Source organism: Rhodoferax sp. (genome assembly GCF_018780565.1).
Classification (GTDB): Bacteria; Pseudomonadota; Gammaproteobacteria; order Burkholderiales; family Burkholderiaceae_C; genus Rhodoferax.
Window position 1 is genome coordinate 141,457 of record NZ_JADMJN010000011.1, and the last position, 16,546, is coordinate 158,002.

Sequence of the window (16,546 nt, forward strand, 5' to 3'; positions counted from 1 at the left end):
GGAGTCGGGAATGGTTGGGAAACGGAGCGCCCATTTGGGCGAATGGATCATTCTGCGGTATTTTCAAGTCTTGACAAGGGCTCTGTGGCGAACCCAGTCTCACGCGTGACTGACGCCACATTGTCTGCACTGGCCGTGAAAGCTTGTGGCTGACGCAGCGCTCGTATGAAATCTTACAACAAGCGATGAGCATGAAAAAAGGCGGACCTTCGGTCCGCCTTTTTCAGATCGAAATTCGAGAGATTACTTTTTCTTCTCGTCTTTTTTCTCTTCTTTCTTTTCTTCAAGCTTCTTGCACTCGGCCTTCATCTTGTCGTCTGCCTTTGCATCCATTTTCTTGCATGCAGCCATTTTGTCTGCCTTGTCCTTGTCGGACATGGCGCCACCGTGGGAGGCAGCGAAGGAGCCAACAGAGGCGGTTGCGAAGGCTGTAGCGATCAAAACGGAAAGTAACTTGCTCATGGGTAGACTCCAAGGATTTTGTAACTAAAACACAACGGCAATATCTGCCGCCGCCAAAATATACTGCAAATATGAAATTTCGCCAATTAGCAGACACCCCACGAATACGCAACGTTTTGTCGTGGGTGGTGGTGGCTGCGGTGGCGATGGCAGCCACGCTTCAGGCGGCACCGCGTACACCTGAGTCAGATGCCGTGGTTCTGGAGCGATTGCCGTTTCGGGCTGGCGATAGCGGCGCGCGCGAGTTGACCACCTTGCGCACTGCCGTGGCAAGCGCACCAGCCGACCCAGAGCCAGCGGCGCAGCTTGCGCAACACTACTATGACTTGGCCATTGCCCGTGGCGATCCTCGCTACGTGGGTTATGCGCAGGCGGTTGTCAGCCGCTTTTCCGGCCCCTTGCCGCCCTCGCTGCTGACCACCCGCGGCATGCTGCGCCAGTACCGGCATGATTTTGACGCGGCCTTGAGTGACTTTGCGGGCGCCCTGGCGCAAGATCCGGGGTTCGCTTCCGCCCATGCGTGGCGTGCGGCCATCTATCTGGTGCAGGCCAATTATGGGGATGCCCGTAAGGAGTGCGAAGCCTTGCAGCGTCTTCGGCGCGCCGTTCTGTTGGGTGGTTGCAGCGGCCTGGTTCAGGCCTACACGGGTCAGCTGGAAGGTGCCTACCAGGCTTTGCAACTGGCGCTTGGCGCTGCCCGCGACGTTGACCAACGTTTGTGGTTGTTTACCCGCCTGGGCGAGGTTGCCGCATGGCGCGGCCAGGGGGCACTGGCGGAGCGGCACTTTCGTGAGGCACTGAGCCTTGGCCGTGACGATGGCTATCTGCTCGCCGCGTGGACTGACTTCCTGCTTGACAACGGACGACCAAAAGAGGTCCTTGCGCAACTCGCGGGTTGGGAGAGTTCGGATGGATTGTTGTTGCGTTTGGCAGAAGCTGAGGCGATGCTCAAGTTGCCCGACGCATCGCGACACACACAGGCCCTGGGTGATCGCTTCGCTGCCGCCAAAATGCGTGGCGATACCACCCATCGCGCCGAGGAAGCCCGTTATCAATTGCACTTGCGCAATGACCCCCAATTGGCGTTGCGCCTGGCGGCCGAGAACTACCGCGTTCAGCGTGAGCCAAGAGACGCGCGCATTTTGCTGGAAGCGGCCATTGCCGCAAAAGACCCCGTTGGCGCGCAAGCTGCACGGGACTGGCTGCGCACCAGTGGATTTGAAGATCCGCGATGGCGCCGGTTGGGCCAGCAGTCAGCCTTGGCGGGGGCGCGATGATGCTGCGTTGCTTTTGGCTGATTCTTTGTTTGTTGTGCTCCCTTCCGGCCTTGGCGCACAAGGCCAGTGACAGCTACCTGGTGCTTGATATCAAGGGGCAGGAAGTCTCGGGACAATGGGACATTGCCTTGCGCGATATTGACTTTGCGCTTGGTCTTGACCAGGATGGAAACGGCGAAATTAACTGGGGCGAGCTGCGCACGCGCCATGCTGATATTGCTGCGTGGGCGCTGAGCCGCTTGTCTTTGAAGCGCGGTGAGAGTTGCACCGTGCAAGTCACGCAGCATCAAGTGGATGAGCATACGGATGGCAGCTATGCCGTGCTGAAGCTCGCCGGGACCTGCCCGGGCGCCACGGGGGAATTGACGCTGAACTACCGCCTCCTGTTCGAGCTTGATGCGCTGCACCGTGGCCTGTTGCGTCTGAGTCTTGACGGCGTGACTCAAACGGGGGTGTTCTCGCCCGCCAGGGCCGAGCAGCGTTTTGTTGCGGGAGAGATGTCGCGCCTGGCCCAGTTCAAACAATACGTGGTCGAAGGTGTCTGGCATATCTGGATCGGCTTCGATCACATCCTGTTCTTACTGTCGCTGCTGCTGCCGGCTGTGCTGGTGCACGATGCCAGACGCTGGCGCGGCGTGGAGCGTTTTTCGCAGTCTTTGCGTGAAGTGCTGTGGGTGGTGACCTCGTTCACGGTTGCACATTCGATCACGCTCAGTCTGGCGGCCCTGGGTCTGATTTCACTGCCCTCACGCCTGGTGGAGTCGGTCATTGCTCTTTCCGTGGTCCTGGCCGCAGCCAATAACCTGTGGCCGGTGGTAGAAGGCAAGCGCTGGCTGGTGGCGTTTTGCTTTGGACTGATTCACGGTTTTGGTTTTGCCAGCGTGCTGGCGGAACTGGGCTTGCCGCAGGAGACTCTGGTGCTGTCCCTGATCGGCTTCAACCTGGGCGTCGAAACCGGCCAGCTTGCCATCGTCGCGGTGTTTCTGCCGGTGGCTTACCTGTTGCGTCACACCTCACTTTATCGCCGTGGTGTGTTCGTGGGTGGGTCCCTGCTCACGATGGCGGTTGCGCTGATCTGGCTTGCCGAGCGGGTGTTTGACCTCAAATTGATCAGCAGCTAAAGCAGATCCACCCCCAGGAATTCGGCCAGCGCCGGCGTTGTCATCGCGCCGGTGCGCGTCACCGCTTGGCCCGTGCGCAGGTTTTTCGCCGTGATAAAAGGCACCGACTCCAGAGCCAGACTTGTGAACAACTGGGTGTTGGCTTTGATGGTTTGCGCCACTTCGGGCGCGATACTGGCAGACGCTGCGATGCCGCCGGTACCGGCCAGAATCGATTTTTCGTGCGCTGCCATCAATTCTGTCGGGTTCGCTGCCGCCAGCAGCGCCGCTCCTTGCGCGGTGCTGCTGGCGTTGATGATGGCCACTGGAATCCAGACGAACTTCACCTTTTTCTGCAGCGGGATGGAGGCCTCCCACAGGTGACCGCAATGCGGACACTGGGGATCGAACAGCACATACACCGTGTGGGCACTCATCATGGCGCCCACGGTGAATCCCTTGCCTTGACTCGACACGGCTTCATACGGCGATGAGGGCTTGGAAGCCGTGGTCTGCTTGGGCGCTGCATCCTGCGGGGAGCAGCCGGTCAGGCACAGGGTCAGAGCTGCGGCGATGGAAAGTGTGAAAGCTTTGAAATTCAAGATGATTCCTTGTGTGTGTGGCGGGGTCGATGCCTCAATCCCCGGTGGCTGCCAGCGCCAGAAGTGCGTCTTCCTGCCAAAAGGTAGCTGCATCGAAATAGCTTTCCCAGACACAGCCATTGCAGCCGCGACCGCAGCATGTGGTGGGCTCAGGTGGTGGCTGACGCAGGGCTATGCCGTGCGCCCGGGCCTGTTCCTGGAGTGCCTGGAAAATGCCCGTGGCTGAGTCGCGATCGATGGCGCAATGGATCAGTCCCGAGCCCAATTGTGTGTTGTTCGGCATGCTACCGACAATTTTACATAAAAACGGACGCCAGTCCTCGTGAGACATGCGCTGTTTGCTATTGAAAATATAGCGTAAAAGCGCAAAAATCATGACGTTGACTCACGTAAATGGTAAAAAACTTGTCCTTGCCAATTGCAGGGTGGACACGCATCTGCGATAGTGAGCCGCTTAGGGATCAACAAACAAGGCAAAAAGAATGCCGAACACCACGCTGGGCAGTCGCCGCTATTCGCTGCGTCGAGACTTGACGCTGCTGGTTATTGTTTGCGTTCTGCCAGCAGCCATTGTGAGTTCCACGCTGGCCTACAACAACTACGTGTTGCAGCGTGAGAACGTGGAGCAGCAGACGGTGCTGCTTGCCAAAGCGATTCTGGGCGATCTTGAGCGTGAAATCGCCACGGTGGAGTCTGCTTTGAAGACGCTGGCTACCTCGCAGGAGCTTGCCACGGGGGATTTGCGAGGTTTCCACGGACGGGCCACGGATGCACTGGCGCCCGGCATTGCCTACAACTACATACTCACAGATCGTTCCGGCAAACAGGTTCTCAACACCTTGCGGCCTTTTGGTGCGTCTTTGCCCGCCAGCGGAACACCCCCGCAGCTCAGTCGTGTGTTCGCGGACAGAGTCACTGTATTGACCGACATGTTCATCGGTCCGGTGACCGGCAAGCCCGCCATTGCCATGGGAGTACCCGTGGCGACGGGAGAACAGGTTATCTACAGTTTGAACATGGGACTGGACCCCAGTCGGATTACCAGCATACTGGGTCGTCAGAGACTGCCAGAGGGCTGGTTGGTGGCCGCGGTGGACGGCTCCGGCACCATCGTTGGTCGGTCGCGCGATGCGGAAGTTTTTGTGGGGCAGAAGGCTGTGCCAGAGCTGATTGCCGCATTGGGTCAGCGTGCGCAAGGTCGTGTGCAGACACTGACCAAAGAAGGTATTCCCGTTTTTTCGGGCTATGCCACGTCCGGGCCGTGGCATTGGACTGTGGTTGTGGGTGCGCCGAAGAAGGAGATTGACAAGGAGGTTGTCGAGCAACTCGGTTTTGTGTTCGCCGCGATGTTGGTCGCCTTTGGACTGGGGCTTTGGCTGGCGCGGGCTCTTGCCAAGCGGGTCTTGTCATCGGTACGCGAACTCAACGCCGCCGCCCTGTCCTTGAGCAAGGGTGAACACGTGCAGATACCCGCGATGCAGTTGCAGGAAGCCGATGCCGTGGGTGAAGCCATGCAGGAGGCTGCACATGCCATGGAAAAGGTGAAATTTTTCGCTCAGCACGATGTGCTGACGGGTTTGCCCAATCGTCTGTTGTTTGATGAGGTCGCCGCACGCAACCTCTCGCTTGCCCAGCGTAAAGGACAGTCGGTGGCCCTATTGGCCGTGGACCTGGATGGCTTCAAGGCCGTGAACGACACACAGGGTCATGCCGCCGGGGATGAGGTTCTCAAAGTCGTGGCGGTGCGCATTCAGGAAGCCATTCGTGGGTCGGATATCGCCGCGCGCGTGGGGGGAGACGAGTTTTTCATCATGCTCATTGACATGGGCGCTGAGCAAGCCATGGAAATCGCCGATCGCATTGTGGTATTGCTATCAGAGCCTTACCCCGGTATCCAGTCACCGGTGTCGGCCAGTGCGGGCGTAGCCTTGTTTCCCGAGGGCGGTCACAGTGTGAAAGAACTCAGTGTCAAAGCCGACCTTGCGCTTTACAGCGCCAAGCAAGCCGGCAAACGACGGGCTGTGCTGGCGCAGGTGACCTGAACGGTGCTGTGCCGCTACCTGGGTGCGCGTGCCCTGAGTCCCTGCACCAGCGCACCCAGCGCAATGCCGACCAATGCCCACACAAGGTTCCAGTTGCCCGCGCCCAGGCCTGCAATGGCCGGGCCGGGGCAGACGCCGCACAAGCCCCAGCCAAGGCCAAACAGGGCGGAGCCCATGGCGGTGTCCCGATTCCAGGTGCTGGGGTGCACATGGAAGTGGTCGTCCAGCAAGGGGCGGGTCAGCAGGCGGGGTGCCAGCTTGTAGGCCAGCATCACCACCATCACGGCACCGCCCATGACCAGCATCAGGCCAAAGTCCTGAAAACGCAGAAAGCCAAGCACCACCTCGGGCCGGATCATGGTCGAGTACGACAGGCCAAAGCCAAACAGTGTGCCTGCCGCCAGCGTGGCAAGCATTCGGGCGACGGTTTTGTCTGCTGCACTCATGCCAGCCACCTTGCGGCCAGGTTGGCCGTCAAAAACGCGGTCGCCATGAAGGTCAGCACGGCCAGCAGCGAAGGCCATTGCAGCGATCCCAGTCCGCAGATTCCATGCCCCGAGGTGCACCCATTGCCCAGCCGAGCCCCATACCCCACAAAAAATCCGCCCACCAGTAACTGCCACACCGGTACTGCCGTAGCTTCAGGCTTGCCACCTGCAAAGCCCAGCCACCAGATCAATGCGCCCAGGATCAGGCCTGCCGCATACACCAGCCGCCAGTCGCGCGAATCGATGAACCGGGGTTGCTGAAAAAACGGCCGCTGCACCAGATAGGACCAGGTGCTGGAAAACACCGTGCTCATGCCACCGATGCGGCCGGTCAGCACAAACAGCAGCGCCGTACCCGCGCCAATGGTCAAACCGCCCAGCAGATAGTGCTGCCAGCCAAGGGGGAAAAGAGAAAGGGACATATTCATGGGGACAGATTATCGGAGCCCGGCTTTCCACGCCGCCAGAACAGGCCCAGCAGTGGCTTCACACTGACACCATGCAGCAGGATGGACAGGGTCACCACAATCAGGGTGAGCTGAATCAGCTGCAGTGCCAGGGGTTCGGGCAAGCCGTGCTGTATGGCGTACATCAGGTAGTAGAGCGATCCCACACCGCGCACGCCAAACCAGGCCACCAGACCCCGAATCCTCCACGGAGTGCCCGTACCCAGCAACCCCACAAGCACACTGGCAGGGCGCGCCACCAAAAACAGGAACAGGGCCAGGCCAGCGGCGCCCCAGCTCCATGAACTGGCAAAGAGTGTGCCGCCAAGCAAGATCACCAGCACCATCTCCGACAGCCGCTCCAGGTGTTCCTTGAAGATCAGCGAGCCTTCGCTGACTGTGGGTAGTGGCTCGTCATCCTGTGTGGTCAAGGCCGCCCTGGCCAGCTTCAGTTCGGTCTGGCGCAACGCAACAGCGGCAAAAAATACCGCCAAAAACCCCCAGGCATCCACCATCACGCACAGGCCATAGACCACACCGATCAGTCCCAATCCCAGAAAATCGTCCATCAGTGCATGCTGGTGTGGTTTGCGCCGCAGCAGCCAGCCAAGTCGGGCCAGTGCCATACCTGCCGCGACACCCACGGCAATGGCGGCACCTGTGGCCCATAGCACCTCCACAGCCACCCAATGAAGATTTGAATCGCCCAGCTCATGCAGCCCCAGCAGCCCCAGGCCCAGCATGACAAAGGGAAACGCGCTGCCATCGTTCATGCCCGCTTCGCAGGTCAGCGTAAAGCGCAGCTGGTCACGGTCACCGGGATGGCGAATTTGAACATCTGTTGCAAGCACCGGGTCGGTGGGCGCCAGGATGGCGCCCAGCAGCACGCCAGCACCCAGCGGCAAGCCCAGCACGTAAACAGAAAAGGCGGCCACCATGGCTACCGTCAGTGCCATTGACAGGGTGGCCAATAACATGGGCGCGCGCCAGCGGGTGAAACTGAAGGAACCCGGCATTTTGACGCCAGCGGAAAACAGGGATATCAGCACCGCTACCTCGGTTAAAGCCTCCAGAAGCGCTGATTCCTTGAGTGGATTGAAATGGAACAGGTGAAGCGCACTGGGACCCACCAGCACCCCGACGCCGAGATAAATGATGGCGGGTGTGAACGGCAGGCGCTGCAACAGCGTTGCCGTCAGGCCCCGTAGCAGCAGCAGCGCGCCGATCAGCAGAAACCATTGCGGGCTAGTCATCCAGAAAGTCGTTTAGGTACATGCGCCCAGTGTAGTGACTCTCGTCACCGCCGCCTTCTGATGGAGCCGTCAGTGGGTGATGAATTCGTAAATCACTTCTTCGCTCTCCACCATGTCAAGGATGTCGTTCAATACATCCTCACTCTCCGTGTTGGTCCAGGTTTCCTCGGGGTCACTGGCAAACAGCGGCTCAATGGCGATGTCCATGAATTGCTGGTCAGGCAGCTTCAGCACATAACCGCCCTCAGACGTTTCGACCAGCTCCCAGTCATCGGGAACGGACATTTCCAGCTTGATGGTGACGTTGAGTTTCTTCATGATGCATCCTTTGCGTTGACTTGTAAGCAGAGAGGTTAACCCAAGCCGCTGCTGCCCAGTACCAGCGCCACCGCTGGGAGCTTATGCGAAGCGACGCATCGCCAGGGGTTGACGTGAAGGGCGTGGCTGGTTGGGAGAATAAGAAACTCAGTCCAGCAATTTCCAGACCATGGCGACACCCAGCGCCCAGAGGTCAATCTCGGCGCCGCTCTGCACCGTGAACAGTGAGCCACGGCGTGCTTGCTCTTCGCGCTGTGCGCGTTGACGGTCGCGCTCCAGCATCACCAGGGCATCAGCCAGGTCCGGCGCCTTGATTCTCGCCGAGTCTGTCGTGGCTCTTGCGTAACCTTGCAGGGCTTGTTCCACTGCTTTGGGGTCTAGCAAAGAGAATGCCGAGCGGCAGTGCGGGCAGGCATGGTCATGGCGAAGATCTACCGGCGCACCGCAACCGCTGCAGTGGATCACCGCTACGCGCTGGGCCATGTCCTCAATTTCAGCCCGGGTCAGCAGCCGGACAAAGCCCTTCTCAATCATGAACGAGGAAAACGCGCTGAAGCGCCCATGGCGATTCGGGCAGCGATAGGTGATGTAACGGCCACTTCGGACCACGTCAAATCCCTGGGTCAATGTGCTGTTGCAGCGTGGGCAATTGACCTTCACGGCCAGCGGCTGCCGCGTGGCGTCACGGTGTTCATGCAACAGCCGAAACAGCTCGGCCACCGCAGCGGGAGCGAGCTTCAGGTTCTCCTGCGGATCAAGCCAGATGCCATGGCATTGGTAACACAAGTCCAGCTCGACGGTGCCACCGTCGACACTGGTCAGTGCATGGACATCCATGGCCGCACGGCAGGATGGACAGTTTGTTGAGGTTGAGGTGGCCATGGGAGACTGCAAGTGCAAATGCTCCGATCCTAATCTGCCTCAACATGCTTCGGAAAAATCGATGCACGGCGGTGCGTGGTACAGCCCGGTTACGTTTGGCTACGTTCTTCACCATGGATACGGTACACGGTTACACAACCTCATGCGTAATAGGCACATGGGCAATTCTTGTCCTGCCAAGGAGATACTTATGAAGACAGCCACCATGGTCAATCGTTCGGTTTTTGCAGCCGGTGTCACGGCAACACTACTGCTTGCCGCTCTGAGCTATGCGGGCTCAGCCCATGCCAGAGACGACGTGTTCTGGTCTGTGGGCGTGGGCTCGCCGGGCGTTTCGCTGAATGTGGGCAATGCGGGGCCGGTATACATGCATGCCCAGCCAGTCTATGTACAGGCCGCTCCGGTCTACTATCAAGCGCCACCGGTGTACGTGAGACCGGCACCGGTTTACTACCAGGCACAGCCTGTTTATTACGTTCGCCCGCATGGCTGGGACAGGCACCATGGCAGGGGCTATGGACGACATGGCGGTGGACACGATCACCGGCGCTAAGCCGCGGACGAACTCACAATTGCCGAGCGGGTCTTGGATTACCACGACCGTGTGCCACCCTATAGCACACCTGCGTGGTGGAAAAATCAATTCGCCTGAAGGTGCTTAAATCGAAGGCACCGCTGGCAAGGCCAAACCTGGCGCGGGTTTGGCGGCTTGTGAACACGCTTATCCACAGCAAAGTCCACAGTGTGCTTGGGTAAGTATTTTTCAGTGTATTTTTTCTTACCTTCGCAGGGGCGAGTCTTTGGCGATTCCCCACGAGCTGTCTGAACCAGAGCCGCTGCTAGGGCTCTTTTTGCGAACTTCTTCGATCGCCTGTTCAAGCGCGGGGGATGACACAGGCAACTGGCTGGCGTACCAGAGGCCAAAGCCAATCGTTCCAATCACCGCAGCAAGGGCTGCCACAATCTTTAAAGCGCTGACCCATGTCTTGGGTTCATCGTCTTTTTCCATCTTCATCTCCTTGAGTGCAAACGGATGCATTCATCACAAATCAATTACCAGTTCTATGTTACCGAGCTGGCCAGGGCCTCACCCCAGTAGTGGAAGGTGAAGGGGCGCGGACCAGGCAGGTAGCGGGTTTTCAGGTCGGGCAGGGCAAAGCCTGCGTCGGCCAGCAGCCCGGGAATGTCGCGCCCCAGATGACAGCCACCGGCCAACGGACCCCATACCGGCTGCAGCCAGTTCTGCCAGCGTTGCACCGAGGCATCGGGTGCGCGCCCGTGCTCACAAAACAGGAGTTTGCCGCTGGGCTTCAGCACACGCCGCATCTCGATCAGCGCTGCGTGCGGGTCGGGAATGGTGCACAGGGTGTAGGTGATCAGCACGGTGTCAAAGCTGTGGTCCGGCAGTGGAATTTTCTCGGCCGATAGTCCCACCAGCTCCACCGGCAAGCCTGACTGTGCAATGCGTTCCTGGGCCAGCGGGTGCAGTTGCAGCGCCGGGTCCAGGCCGGTAATGTGGGTCACGCGGCGCTTGTCGTAGTAGCGCATGTTCAGTCCGGTGCCAATGCCCACCTCCAGCACGCGTCCTTGCGCTTGCGGCACCACAAGCTGACGCATACGTCCCAGCATGGGCATGCCGCATGCCATGTCCAAAGCCCTGGGCAGGATGTGACGGTCGTACCAATTGGTGTTCATTTATTCAGCCTTCAGCACGACGCGATCACGCCCTTGGTCTTTGGCTTCATACAGCGCGTTGTCGGCGCGTCGCAATACATGCTCCCGGTCTTTGTCTGATGCCAGCCAGCCGGACACGCCGAAACTGGCGGTCGGCGTGATGGACTGGCCTGCCGGGCCTGTGAGCTTCAATTCCGCAATGGCGGCGCGCAGCCGATCGGCCAGAGGCACGCCATCGCGCTCGGTGTGCGCTTCGGGCATCAGGATCACAAACTCTTCGCCGCCGAAACGGCTCACATGGTCGGTGTCGCGCACAGTGGCTTGCAGTGCTTTGGCCACAGCGATCAACGCCTGATCGCCCGTCGCATGGCCATGCTGATCGTTGATGCGTTTGAAGTGATCCAGGTCTGCGCAAATCACGACAAAGGGCTTGCCGTAGCGCAGCGAACGGTCCCATTCCAGCTGCAACCTTTGTTCCATGGCACGGCGGTTGGGCAAGCCCGTGAGCGCGTCGTGGCTGGCCTGGCGCTGCAGGCTTTGCTGCATCCGGTAGCCGACCAGAAACAGAAATAGATAGTTGAATGCTGCCGCGCTGACCAGAGTCACCCCCCAAGTAGCCACCGGCACCACGCCTGTCCCTGCGATGGCGACCGAACCGCGCATCAAACCCTGCGCCAGAAAATACAGGTTCATGCACACCAGCGCCAGCGTGGGGAACGCAGCCAGCACCGCGATGCGTGGCCCGAACTCGGCAATGAAGCGTTTGCGCGTTTGCAGAAAAACCGCCATCAGCACGACGATGTTCAATGCCGTTGCAAGAGCCACGCGGGAGGCCGCGTCATACGGGCCGATCCACCCCAGACCCACAACGGCGATACATCCGACTGCGATGAACAGCCGGTCATTGGGCGCAAGCCCCAGAAAACGCACCACGCCGCGCCCACCCAGAACCAGGCTGAGCAGTGTGGCTGCGCTGGACCCCGTGTGCGTGAGCCACACCGGGCCATCTGGCCGCCATGCAAGCAAGGCAGTCGCCGTTGCGCTGGCCAGCGCATAGCCAAGCCACTGCAGGATGGCCGGGCGCTCTTCCTTCAGTGCGACATAGCCCGCACCCCAAAGCAGGGCATACAGGGCAAGTTGGAGGCTGACGAGTAGGGGCATGGTGGAGCACTAGTATCGCATTGCGCTTTTGTTTATCGCGTCCTCGGCGGCTTGGCAAACGCCTTGCGCACCACGGCTGCGCCAGCACCGCTGCCGCTATCGGGCGCGGTGGCACTGGTTGTGATGACGGTTTGGCTGGGGGCGCAAGTGAGCGACGCAAAGGTGCTGGCCAACTCCTTCTTGAGTATTTGCAGTTGGTGGATGTGGGCGTCTATCTGCGCCATCTTGGTATGCAACTGCTGCTCAATGTCGGCGCGCCCGAACTTGCCTTGGGCCAGTTGGGGCTGAATGGCCCGAATCTCGGCCAGCGAAAACCCCAGCGCCTGTGCGCCCCGCACAAAGCGCAGCGCCTCGGCATGAGCTGCGGTATACAGCCGGTAGCCATTGTCCTGGCGCTGTGGCGCGCTCAGCAGCCCCTGCTTTTCGTAATAACGCACCGTGTCGGTCGTGACCTGGGCCGCTTGGGCTAGTTGGCTGATGTTCATGGCGAAACCTGCTTGCCGCACAAAGTGCTTGACCTTGGAGCATAGACCAAGCTTTACGCTGCGTTCTTTAACCTTGGAAAAATTCCCATGTTGCGCTCCATCCTGCCTGGTCTCTCGCTCGTGCTACTCGTATTCACCGCCAACCTGCACGCGGCCCCCGCCGCAGGCACTGCGCCGCCCGAGGTGGGCTTTGCCATCGTCAAGACATCGCAAGTGGCGGTGATGGAAGCACTGCTGCGCCCCGGTGGCAGCCTGGTGCAGCAGATTGACTCCAACTTCTCCGCATTCCTGATCAAACACCACCAGGACTATCTGCTGTTTGACACCGGCATGGGCAGCCAGGTAGACGGCCAGTACCAACAGGGCATGCCGCTGTGGCTGCGTCCATTCTTCAAATACGACCGCCCCGTGCAGCCCGCGCGCGAGCAACTCCGCAAGGCAGGCTTGCCCCCGGTGCGCCGCATTATCCTGAGCCACAGCCATTGGGACCACGCGGGTGGTGTGCTGGACTTTCCTGAAGCCAAAGTTGGCGTCTCGGCCTTGGAGATGGCGCGCATCCGCCAGCCTAGCACGGGCCCTGGCGGCACCTGGGCATCGCAGGTGGCGGCCAAGTCCATTCAGTGGGAAGCACTGACGTTCACTTCCGGCCCCTTCAAAGGCTACGCTCAAAGCCTGGACCTGTACCAGGACGGCACCGTGGTGCTGGTGCCCATGCCCGGCCACACGCCGGGCTCCATCGGCCTGTTCCTCACGGTGGACTCGGGCAAGGTGTATTTCTTCATTGGCGATGTGGCCTGGACACAGGGCGCCCTGCAGGCCAGCGCGCCCAAGTTCTGGGCAGCAAGCCTGCTGGTAGATCAGGATGCCGACCAAACCCTCAGCAGCGTGGCGCAGGTGCGCACGCTGCTGCAAGCCGAGCCCGGCCTGGTGGTGGTGCCCGCCCACGACAGCAAGGTGCAGGACGCGCTGGGTTACTTTCCCCAGTGGGTCAAGTAGGGCTAGGGTGCCGGAGTCGCGGGGTCCACTAGTTCAAAGTCATCCCGCAGGCGCACGGCGCAGCTTGGGCAGGCAAAGTCTTCCGGCACGCTCAGCCAGGGCATGCCGGGCTTGAGTCCTTCATGGGCGTTGCCTTCGGCCTCGTCGTACTGAAAGCCGCATTCGGGGCATTGGTAAATGCTCATGGTGCCACTCCCGTGGCGGGCGTATGCATGCCGTATTTTTTGATCAACGCCTCTTTCTTGCCCGGCTGGAAGTGGATGCGCGACGCGTCCCCTTTGGCCCAGTCCACCACCCGGCGGTCCATCAGCCAAAACCAGACCGGCGGGATGTAGCACGCCAGGAACATCCCGAGGTAGCCGTTGGGCAGTTGGGGCGCTTCTTCAAAGTTGCGCAGCGACTGGTAACGGCGCGTGGGGTGGGCGTGATGGTCCGAGTGGCGCTGCAGGTGAAACAGCACCCAGTTGGAAAACAGATGGTTGCTGTTCCACGAGTGGTGCGGTTGTGTCACCTCGTAGCGGCCCGGGGCGCGCTCCTGGCGCAGCAGCCCATAGTGCTCAATATAGTTCGCTGACGTTAGCTGGAAGTTGGCCCAAAAGGATATGGCCAGAATCACCGGCAGGATGGCAATGCCAAGCCACAGCACCAGTCCGGTCCACACCATCAGCGTGATCAGGGCGGGCTGCAGTATCTCGTTGTGCAAAGACCATATGGGCTGCCCGATGCGGCCCAGCCGTTCCACCTCGATTCGCCATGCCCGCTTCAATGCGCCGGGCATTTCCCGCAGCACAAAGGTGTAGATGGTCTCACCCATGCGCGACGAGGCCGGGTCAGAGGGCGTGGCCACATCGCGGTGGTGGCCTCGGTTGTGCTCGATGAAAAAGTGTCCATAGGCCGTTGGCGCCAGCACAATCTTGGCCAGCCAGCGCTCCAGCGGGGTATTTTTGTGACCCAGTTCATGGCCCAGGTTGATCCCGATGCCGCCCGACACACCGGCTGCCAGCAGCAGCGCCAATTGGGTAGGCCAGGCCAGTTCATGGGTGCCAATAAACCAGACCGAAATCAGAAACGACGCCCACAGCACCGGCACCGATGCGTAGGTGATGTAGCGATAGTATTTGTCGGCCTCCAGCGCGGGAACCTCGGCTTCTGGCGGGTTGCTTTGGTCTTCGCCCAGCACCATGTCCAGCAGCGGAATCGCGCCGTAGACAAAGATCACCGGCAGCCACGCGGCGCGCGCGTCGCCGGTGAACAGCACCAGCAGCGCGCCCGAACCAATGAACGCGGGTATGAGCACCGACAGCAGCCACGCATAACGTTTGCGGTCGCGATACGGGTGCGCGCTTAAGGAATTGACTTGTACGGTCATGAAATGTCTCCTGCTTTTGGTATGTAGGCGCGATGCCCCTGGCCTGTGGCTGCCATCGCCTGTCGGGTAGTTTCCCTGAGAGCGCTTTGCAGCGTCCCCGCTAATATGCGCATCTGATCGTCATTTAGTTCCAAACGCCCCACGCCCCCACCTGTTCATGAATGACATCGCTCCCACCCTGGATACCCCGGCGGTGCATCCCACTTACCTCAAGCTGCTGTGCATGATGCTGCGCAACCACGGGGGTGATGTGGACGGCGCGTTGGCGGCGGCCGGCTTGGGCTCGTGGAAAGAACTCGCCAGCCGCGAGGCCCTGGTGCCCCAGCGTGCGGTCAACCGCTTCGTTCTGGAGTGTCTGCGCATCACCGTGCGCGGCTCGATGGGTTTTGAGGTGGGCACCACGATTCAGATCTCCAGCCACGGCCCCATGGGCTATGCCGTGGTCGCCAGCAAAGACTTGCGCCAGGCGCTGGAAACCGTGGCGCGCTATGTGCCGCTGCGCCACGGCCTGCTGCGCATTCGCTTGCGTGGCACGGCCGATGGCGCTGCGTTCGAGGTGTTTGAGCGCCTTGACATGGGTGAGTCGCGCGATTTTGTCCATGCGGTGCTTTTTGCCACCTTTTTGCGGCTGATGGAGGCCGTGGTGGGGCAGCCCATGGATACCGTCGCGGTGGACTTGCCCTTTGCCGAGCCAGCCTGGCGCGGCGAAATCGACAAGGTTTTCAGAGGTCGCATCCGGTTTGCTGCGCAGCGGCTGGTGTTTTATATTCCGCAGGATTTGCTGCAGCAACCCTGCATCACCGCCGACCAGCAGGCCCATGAGAAAGCCTGCCTGGAATGCGAACACCTGCTGAGCCGGGCCGCAGTGACCACGACCATGGCGCAACGCGTGCGCGAGCTGTTGGCGGGCCGCGAGGGGCACTACCCCAAGCTGAGCGCAGCGGCGGCCTACTTCAGCATGTCATCCAGCACGCTGATACGCAGGCTCAAGGAAGAGGGCAGCAGTTTTCAGGAGCTGCTGGACGACACCCGGCGCGCGCGCGCCCATTGGTACCTGACCCACACCCAGCTCACGGTGGAAGACATTGCGGCGCGGCTAGGCTATGTGGATACCACCAACTTCAGCCGCACCTTCCGCCGCTGGTATGGCGCCACCCCCAGCGAGGTGCGCAAGGCGCAAGCCCGCTAACGCGTGAACCAAAGCCTGCGGTTCAGTCGGTGAAAAGCTCGACCATCTCAAAGTCGACTTTTGCGTAGCCACAATCCGGACAACTCCAGCTGTCGGGAATGTCCGCCCAACGCGTGCCAGGGGCAAAGCCCTCAGACGGCAGCCCGGCCGATTCGTCGTACACAAAGCCGCACAAATGGCATTTCCAGGTGGTCAGTGTTGCAGTCATGTGCTGAGTTTGCTTGGGGGCTGCTTCGACCAGCACCGCATAAATTTGCAGGTGGTCGTCTTTTGTGATCAGAACGAAGTCCCCGGCTCGCTCAGAATCGCTAACGCCACTGCCTGGGCAAATTACGCGTCGGGTCCAAACAGGTCATTGAGCGTTTTGGTGCCCGTGGGCGCCGCAGAGGACGTCATGGGCACGCCCTTGGGGTATTCCTCGGCAATGCGGTCTTCCCAGTAGGTGGCCGGGTTGGGCGCGCTGCACAGCCGGCGAAACACCTCGTGTGGCACCTGCTTGTAGGCCAGCACGCTTTTGTTGTCCCAATGCAAGTCCAGCTGCTGCGACTCGGGGTTGTAGTCGGCCCGGCGGATGCGCCCGCTGGTGAAGGTTTTGCTGAGCATGGTCGTTTCCTCTCGCTGGCAGTAGGCAATGCAATTTGGCTGAAACGATCGTTGCGTATGCGCTGGCGGCTAACAAAAACGTAGCAATTTAAGACCGTAACTTGCCCACTTGCGCTTGAAGTACAGGTAAATCGTTTTGGATGGTCAGAAGTGGTCCGACAAATTTGAACAGTAGGATAAGTGGAAATCCAAGCGATTT

22 protein-coding genes are annotated in these 16,546 nt (G+C 60.3%); 6 read left to right on the plus strand and 16 right to left on the minus strand.

Going from position 1 to position 16,546, the window contains the following annotated elements; genetic code table 11:
• Positions 1-243 precede the first annotated feature (243 nt).
• A complete protein-coding gene (locus tag IV109_RS16290) occupies positions 244-462 on the minus strand; it encodes a hypothetical protein (RefSeq protein WP_296699045.1) in 219 nt (72 codons plus the stop codon).
• A gap of 71 nt (positions 463-533) precedes the next feature.
• On the opposite strand from IV109_RS16290, the gene IV109_RS16295 reads away from it, so the two are divergent.
• Both IV109_RS16295 and IV109_RS16300 read left to right on the plus strand, forming a co-directional pair.
• The gene (locus tag IV109_RS16295; protein ID WP_296699049.1) at positions 534-1,739 is read left to right on the plus strand and encodes a hypothetical protein; all 1,206 of its coding nucleotides are present in this window, start codon (positions 534-536) and stop codon (positions 1,737-1,739) included.
• Between the two features lie 29 nt (positions 1,740-1,768).
• Complete coding sequence (locus IV109_RS16300; RefSeq protein ID WP_366834246.1) at positions 1,769-2,860, plus strand: HupE/UreJ family protein; 1,092 nt, start codon at positions 1,769-1,771, stop codon at positions 2,858-2,860.
• Here IV109_RS16300 and IV109_RS16305 read toward each other — a convergent pair.
• Together IV109_RS16305 and IV109_RS16310 are read right to left on the minus strand one after the other, a co-directional pair.
• Complete coding sequence (locus tag IV109_RS16305) at positions 2,857-3,441, minus strand: DsbC family protein (protein WP_296699055.1); 585 nt, start codon at positions 3,439-3,441, stop codon at positions 2,857-2,859. The genes IV109_RS16300 and IV109_RS16305 overlap by 4 nt on opposite strands.
• Positions 3,442-3,475: 34 nt before the next feature.
• Positions 3,476-3,817 carry an oxidoreductase-like domain-containing protein gene (locus IV109_RS16310; RefSeq protein WP_366834247.1) on the minus strand — a complete coding sequence of 114 codons (342 nt, stop codon included), beginning with the start codon at positions 3,815-3,817 and terminating at the stop codon, positions 3,476-3,478.
• A gap of 106 nt (positions 3,818-3,923) precedes the next feature.
• Between IV109_RS16310 and IV109_RS16315 the strand changes: the two genes are divergently transcribed.
• Entirely contained in the window at positions 3,924-5,483 is a 1,560-nt protein-coding gene (locus IV109_RS16315) for a sensor domain-containing diguanylate cyclase (RefSeq protein WP_296699059.1), read from the plus strand.
• A gap of 14 nt (positions 5,484-5,497) precedes the next feature.
• Here the strand turns inward: IV109_RS16315 and IV109_RS16320 are convergent, their stop codons facing one another.
• From IV109_RS16320 to IV109_RS16340, 5 genes are all read right to left on the minus strand, one after another.
• Positions 5,498-5,929: a DUF6691 family protein gene (locus IV109_RS16320; RefSeq protein WP_296699065.1), complete on the minus strand. Its 432-nt coding sequence runs from the start codon at positions 5,927-5,929 to the stop codon at positions 5,498-5,500.
• On the minus strand, positions 5,926-6,399 hold the full coding sequence (locus IV109_RS16325; RefSeq protein WP_296699067.1) for a YeeE/YedE thiosulfate transporter family protein: 474 nt from the start codon (positions 6,397-6,399) through the stop codon (positions 5,926-5,928). Before IV109_RS16325 ends, IV109_RS16320 begins: the two co-directional genes overlap by 4 nt.
• Positions 6,396-7,670, minus strand: a complete 1,275-nt coding sequence (locus tag IV109_RS16330) for a cation:proton antiporter (RefSeq protein ID WP_296699070.1) — start codon at positions 7,668-7,670, stop codon at positions 6,396-6,398. The genes IV109_RS16325 and IV109_RS16330 overlap by 4 nt, the downstream gene beginning before the upstream one ends.
• A 69-nt stretch (positions 7,671-7,739) precedes the next feature.
• A complete protein-coding gene (locus tag IV109_RS16335; protein ID WP_296699072.1) occupies positions 7,740-7,988 on the minus strand; it encodes a hypothetical protein in 249 nt (82 codons plus the stop codon).
• A 147-nt stretch (positions 7,989-8,135) separates the two neighbouring features.
• The gene (locus IV109_RS16340; RefSeq protein WP_296699075.1) at positions 8,136-8,870 is read right to left on the minus strand and encodes a zf-TFIIB domain-containing protein; all 735 of its coding nucleotides are present in this window, start codon (positions 8,868-8,870) and stop codon (positions 8,136-8,138) included.
• Between the two features lie 190 nt (positions 8,871-9,060).
• Between IV109_RS16340 and IV109_RS16345 the strand changes: the two genes are divergently transcribed.
• On the plus strand, positions 9,061-9,423 hold the full coding sequence (locus tag IV109_RS16345; RefSeq protein WP_296699077.1) for a hypothetical protein: 363 nt from the start codon (positions 9,061-9,063) through the stop codon (positions 9,421-9,423).
• 225 nt (positions 9,424-9,648) lie between these two features.
• Here IV109_RS16345 and IV109_RS16350 read toward each other — a convergent pair whose 3' ends face one another.
• From IV109_RS16350 to IV109_RS16365, 4 genes are read right to left on the minus strand one after another with little or no spacing between them, the layout of a single operon-like run.
• Positions 9,649-9,909 carry a hypothetical protein gene (locus IV109_RS16350; protein WP_296699080.1) on the minus strand — a complete coding sequence of 87 codons (261 nt, stop codon included), beginning with the start codon at positions 9,907-9,909 and terminating at the stop codon, positions 9,649-9,651.
• Positions 9,910-9,932: 23 nt separating this feature from the next.
• Positions 9,933-10,565: a methyltransferase domain-containing protein gene (locus tag IV109_RS16355; protein ID WP_296699084.1), complete on the minus strand. Its 633-nt coding sequence runs from the start codon at positions 10,563-10,565 to the stop codon at positions 9,933-9,935.
• Positions 10,566-11,705, minus strand: coding sequence for a diguanylate cyclase (locus tag IV109_RS16360; protein WP_296699087.1), 1,140 nt, complete (start codon positions 11,703-11,705; stop codon positions 10,566-10,568).
• A 32-nt stretch (positions 11,706-11,737) separates the two neighbouring features.
• Positions 11,738-12,190 (minus strand): MerR family transcriptional regulator, encoded by a 453-nt coding sequence (locus IV109_RS16365; protein ID WP_296699090.1) that lies wholly within the window; start codon positions 12,188-12,190, stop codon positions 11,738-11,740.
• 87 nt (positions 12,191-12,277) lie between these two features.
• Here IV109_RS16365 and IV109_RS16370 point away from each other — a divergent pair, with 87 nt between their 5' ends.
• The gene (locus IV109_RS16370; RefSeq protein WP_296699092.1) at positions 12,278-13,186 is read left to right on the plus strand and encodes an MBL fold metallo-hydrolase; all 909 of its coding nucleotides are present in this window, start codon (positions 12,278-12,280) and stop codon (positions 13,184-13,186) included.
• Positions 13,187-13,188: 2 nt separating this feature from the next.
• Here the strand turns inward: IV109_RS16370 and IV109_RS16375 are convergent, their stop codons facing one another.
• The gene (locus tag IV109_RS16375; protein ID WP_296699094.1) at positions 13,189-13,371 is read right to left on the minus strand and encodes a rubredoxin; all 183 of its coding nucleotides are present in this window, start codon (positions 13,369-13,371) and stop codon (positions 13,189-13,191) included.
• Positions 13,368-14,555, minus strand: coding sequence for an alkane 1-monooxygenase (locus tag IV109_RS16380; RefSeq protein ID WP_296699097.1), 1,188 nt, complete (start codon positions 14,553-14,555; stop codon positions 13,368-13,370). The genes IV109_RS16375 and IV109_RS16380 overlap by 4 nt, the downstream gene beginning before the upstream one ends.
• A gap of 157 nt (positions 14,556-14,712) precedes the next feature.
• Here IV109_RS16380 and IV109_RS16385 point away from each other — a divergent pair, with 157 nt between their 5' ends.
• On the plus strand, positions 14,713-15,744 hold the full coding sequence (locus IV109_RS16385) for an AraC family transcriptional regulator (protein ID WP_296699100.1): 1,032 nt from the start codon (positions 14,713-14,715) through the stop codon (positions 15,742-15,744).
• 22 nt (positions 15,745-15,766) lie between these two features.
• On the opposite strand, the gene IV109_RS16390 is transcribed toward IV109_RS16385, so the two are convergent.
• Both IV109_RS16390 and IV109_RS16395 read right to left on the minus strand, forming a co-directional pair.
• Positions 15,767-15,940, minus strand: a complete 174-nt coding sequence (locus IV109_RS16390) for a rubredoxin (protein WP_366834249.1) — start codon at positions 15,938-15,940, stop codon at positions 15,767-15,769.
• Between the two features lie 134 nt (positions 15,941-16,074).
• Positions 16,075-16,347 carry a KTSC domain-containing protein gene (locus IV109_RS16395; RefSeq protein ID WP_296699103.1) on the minus strand — a complete coding sequence of 91 codons (273 nt, stop codon included), beginning with the start codon at positions 16,345-16,347 and terminating at the stop codon, positions 16,075-16,077.
• Between the last annotated feature and the right edge of the window lie 199 nt (positions 16,348-16,546).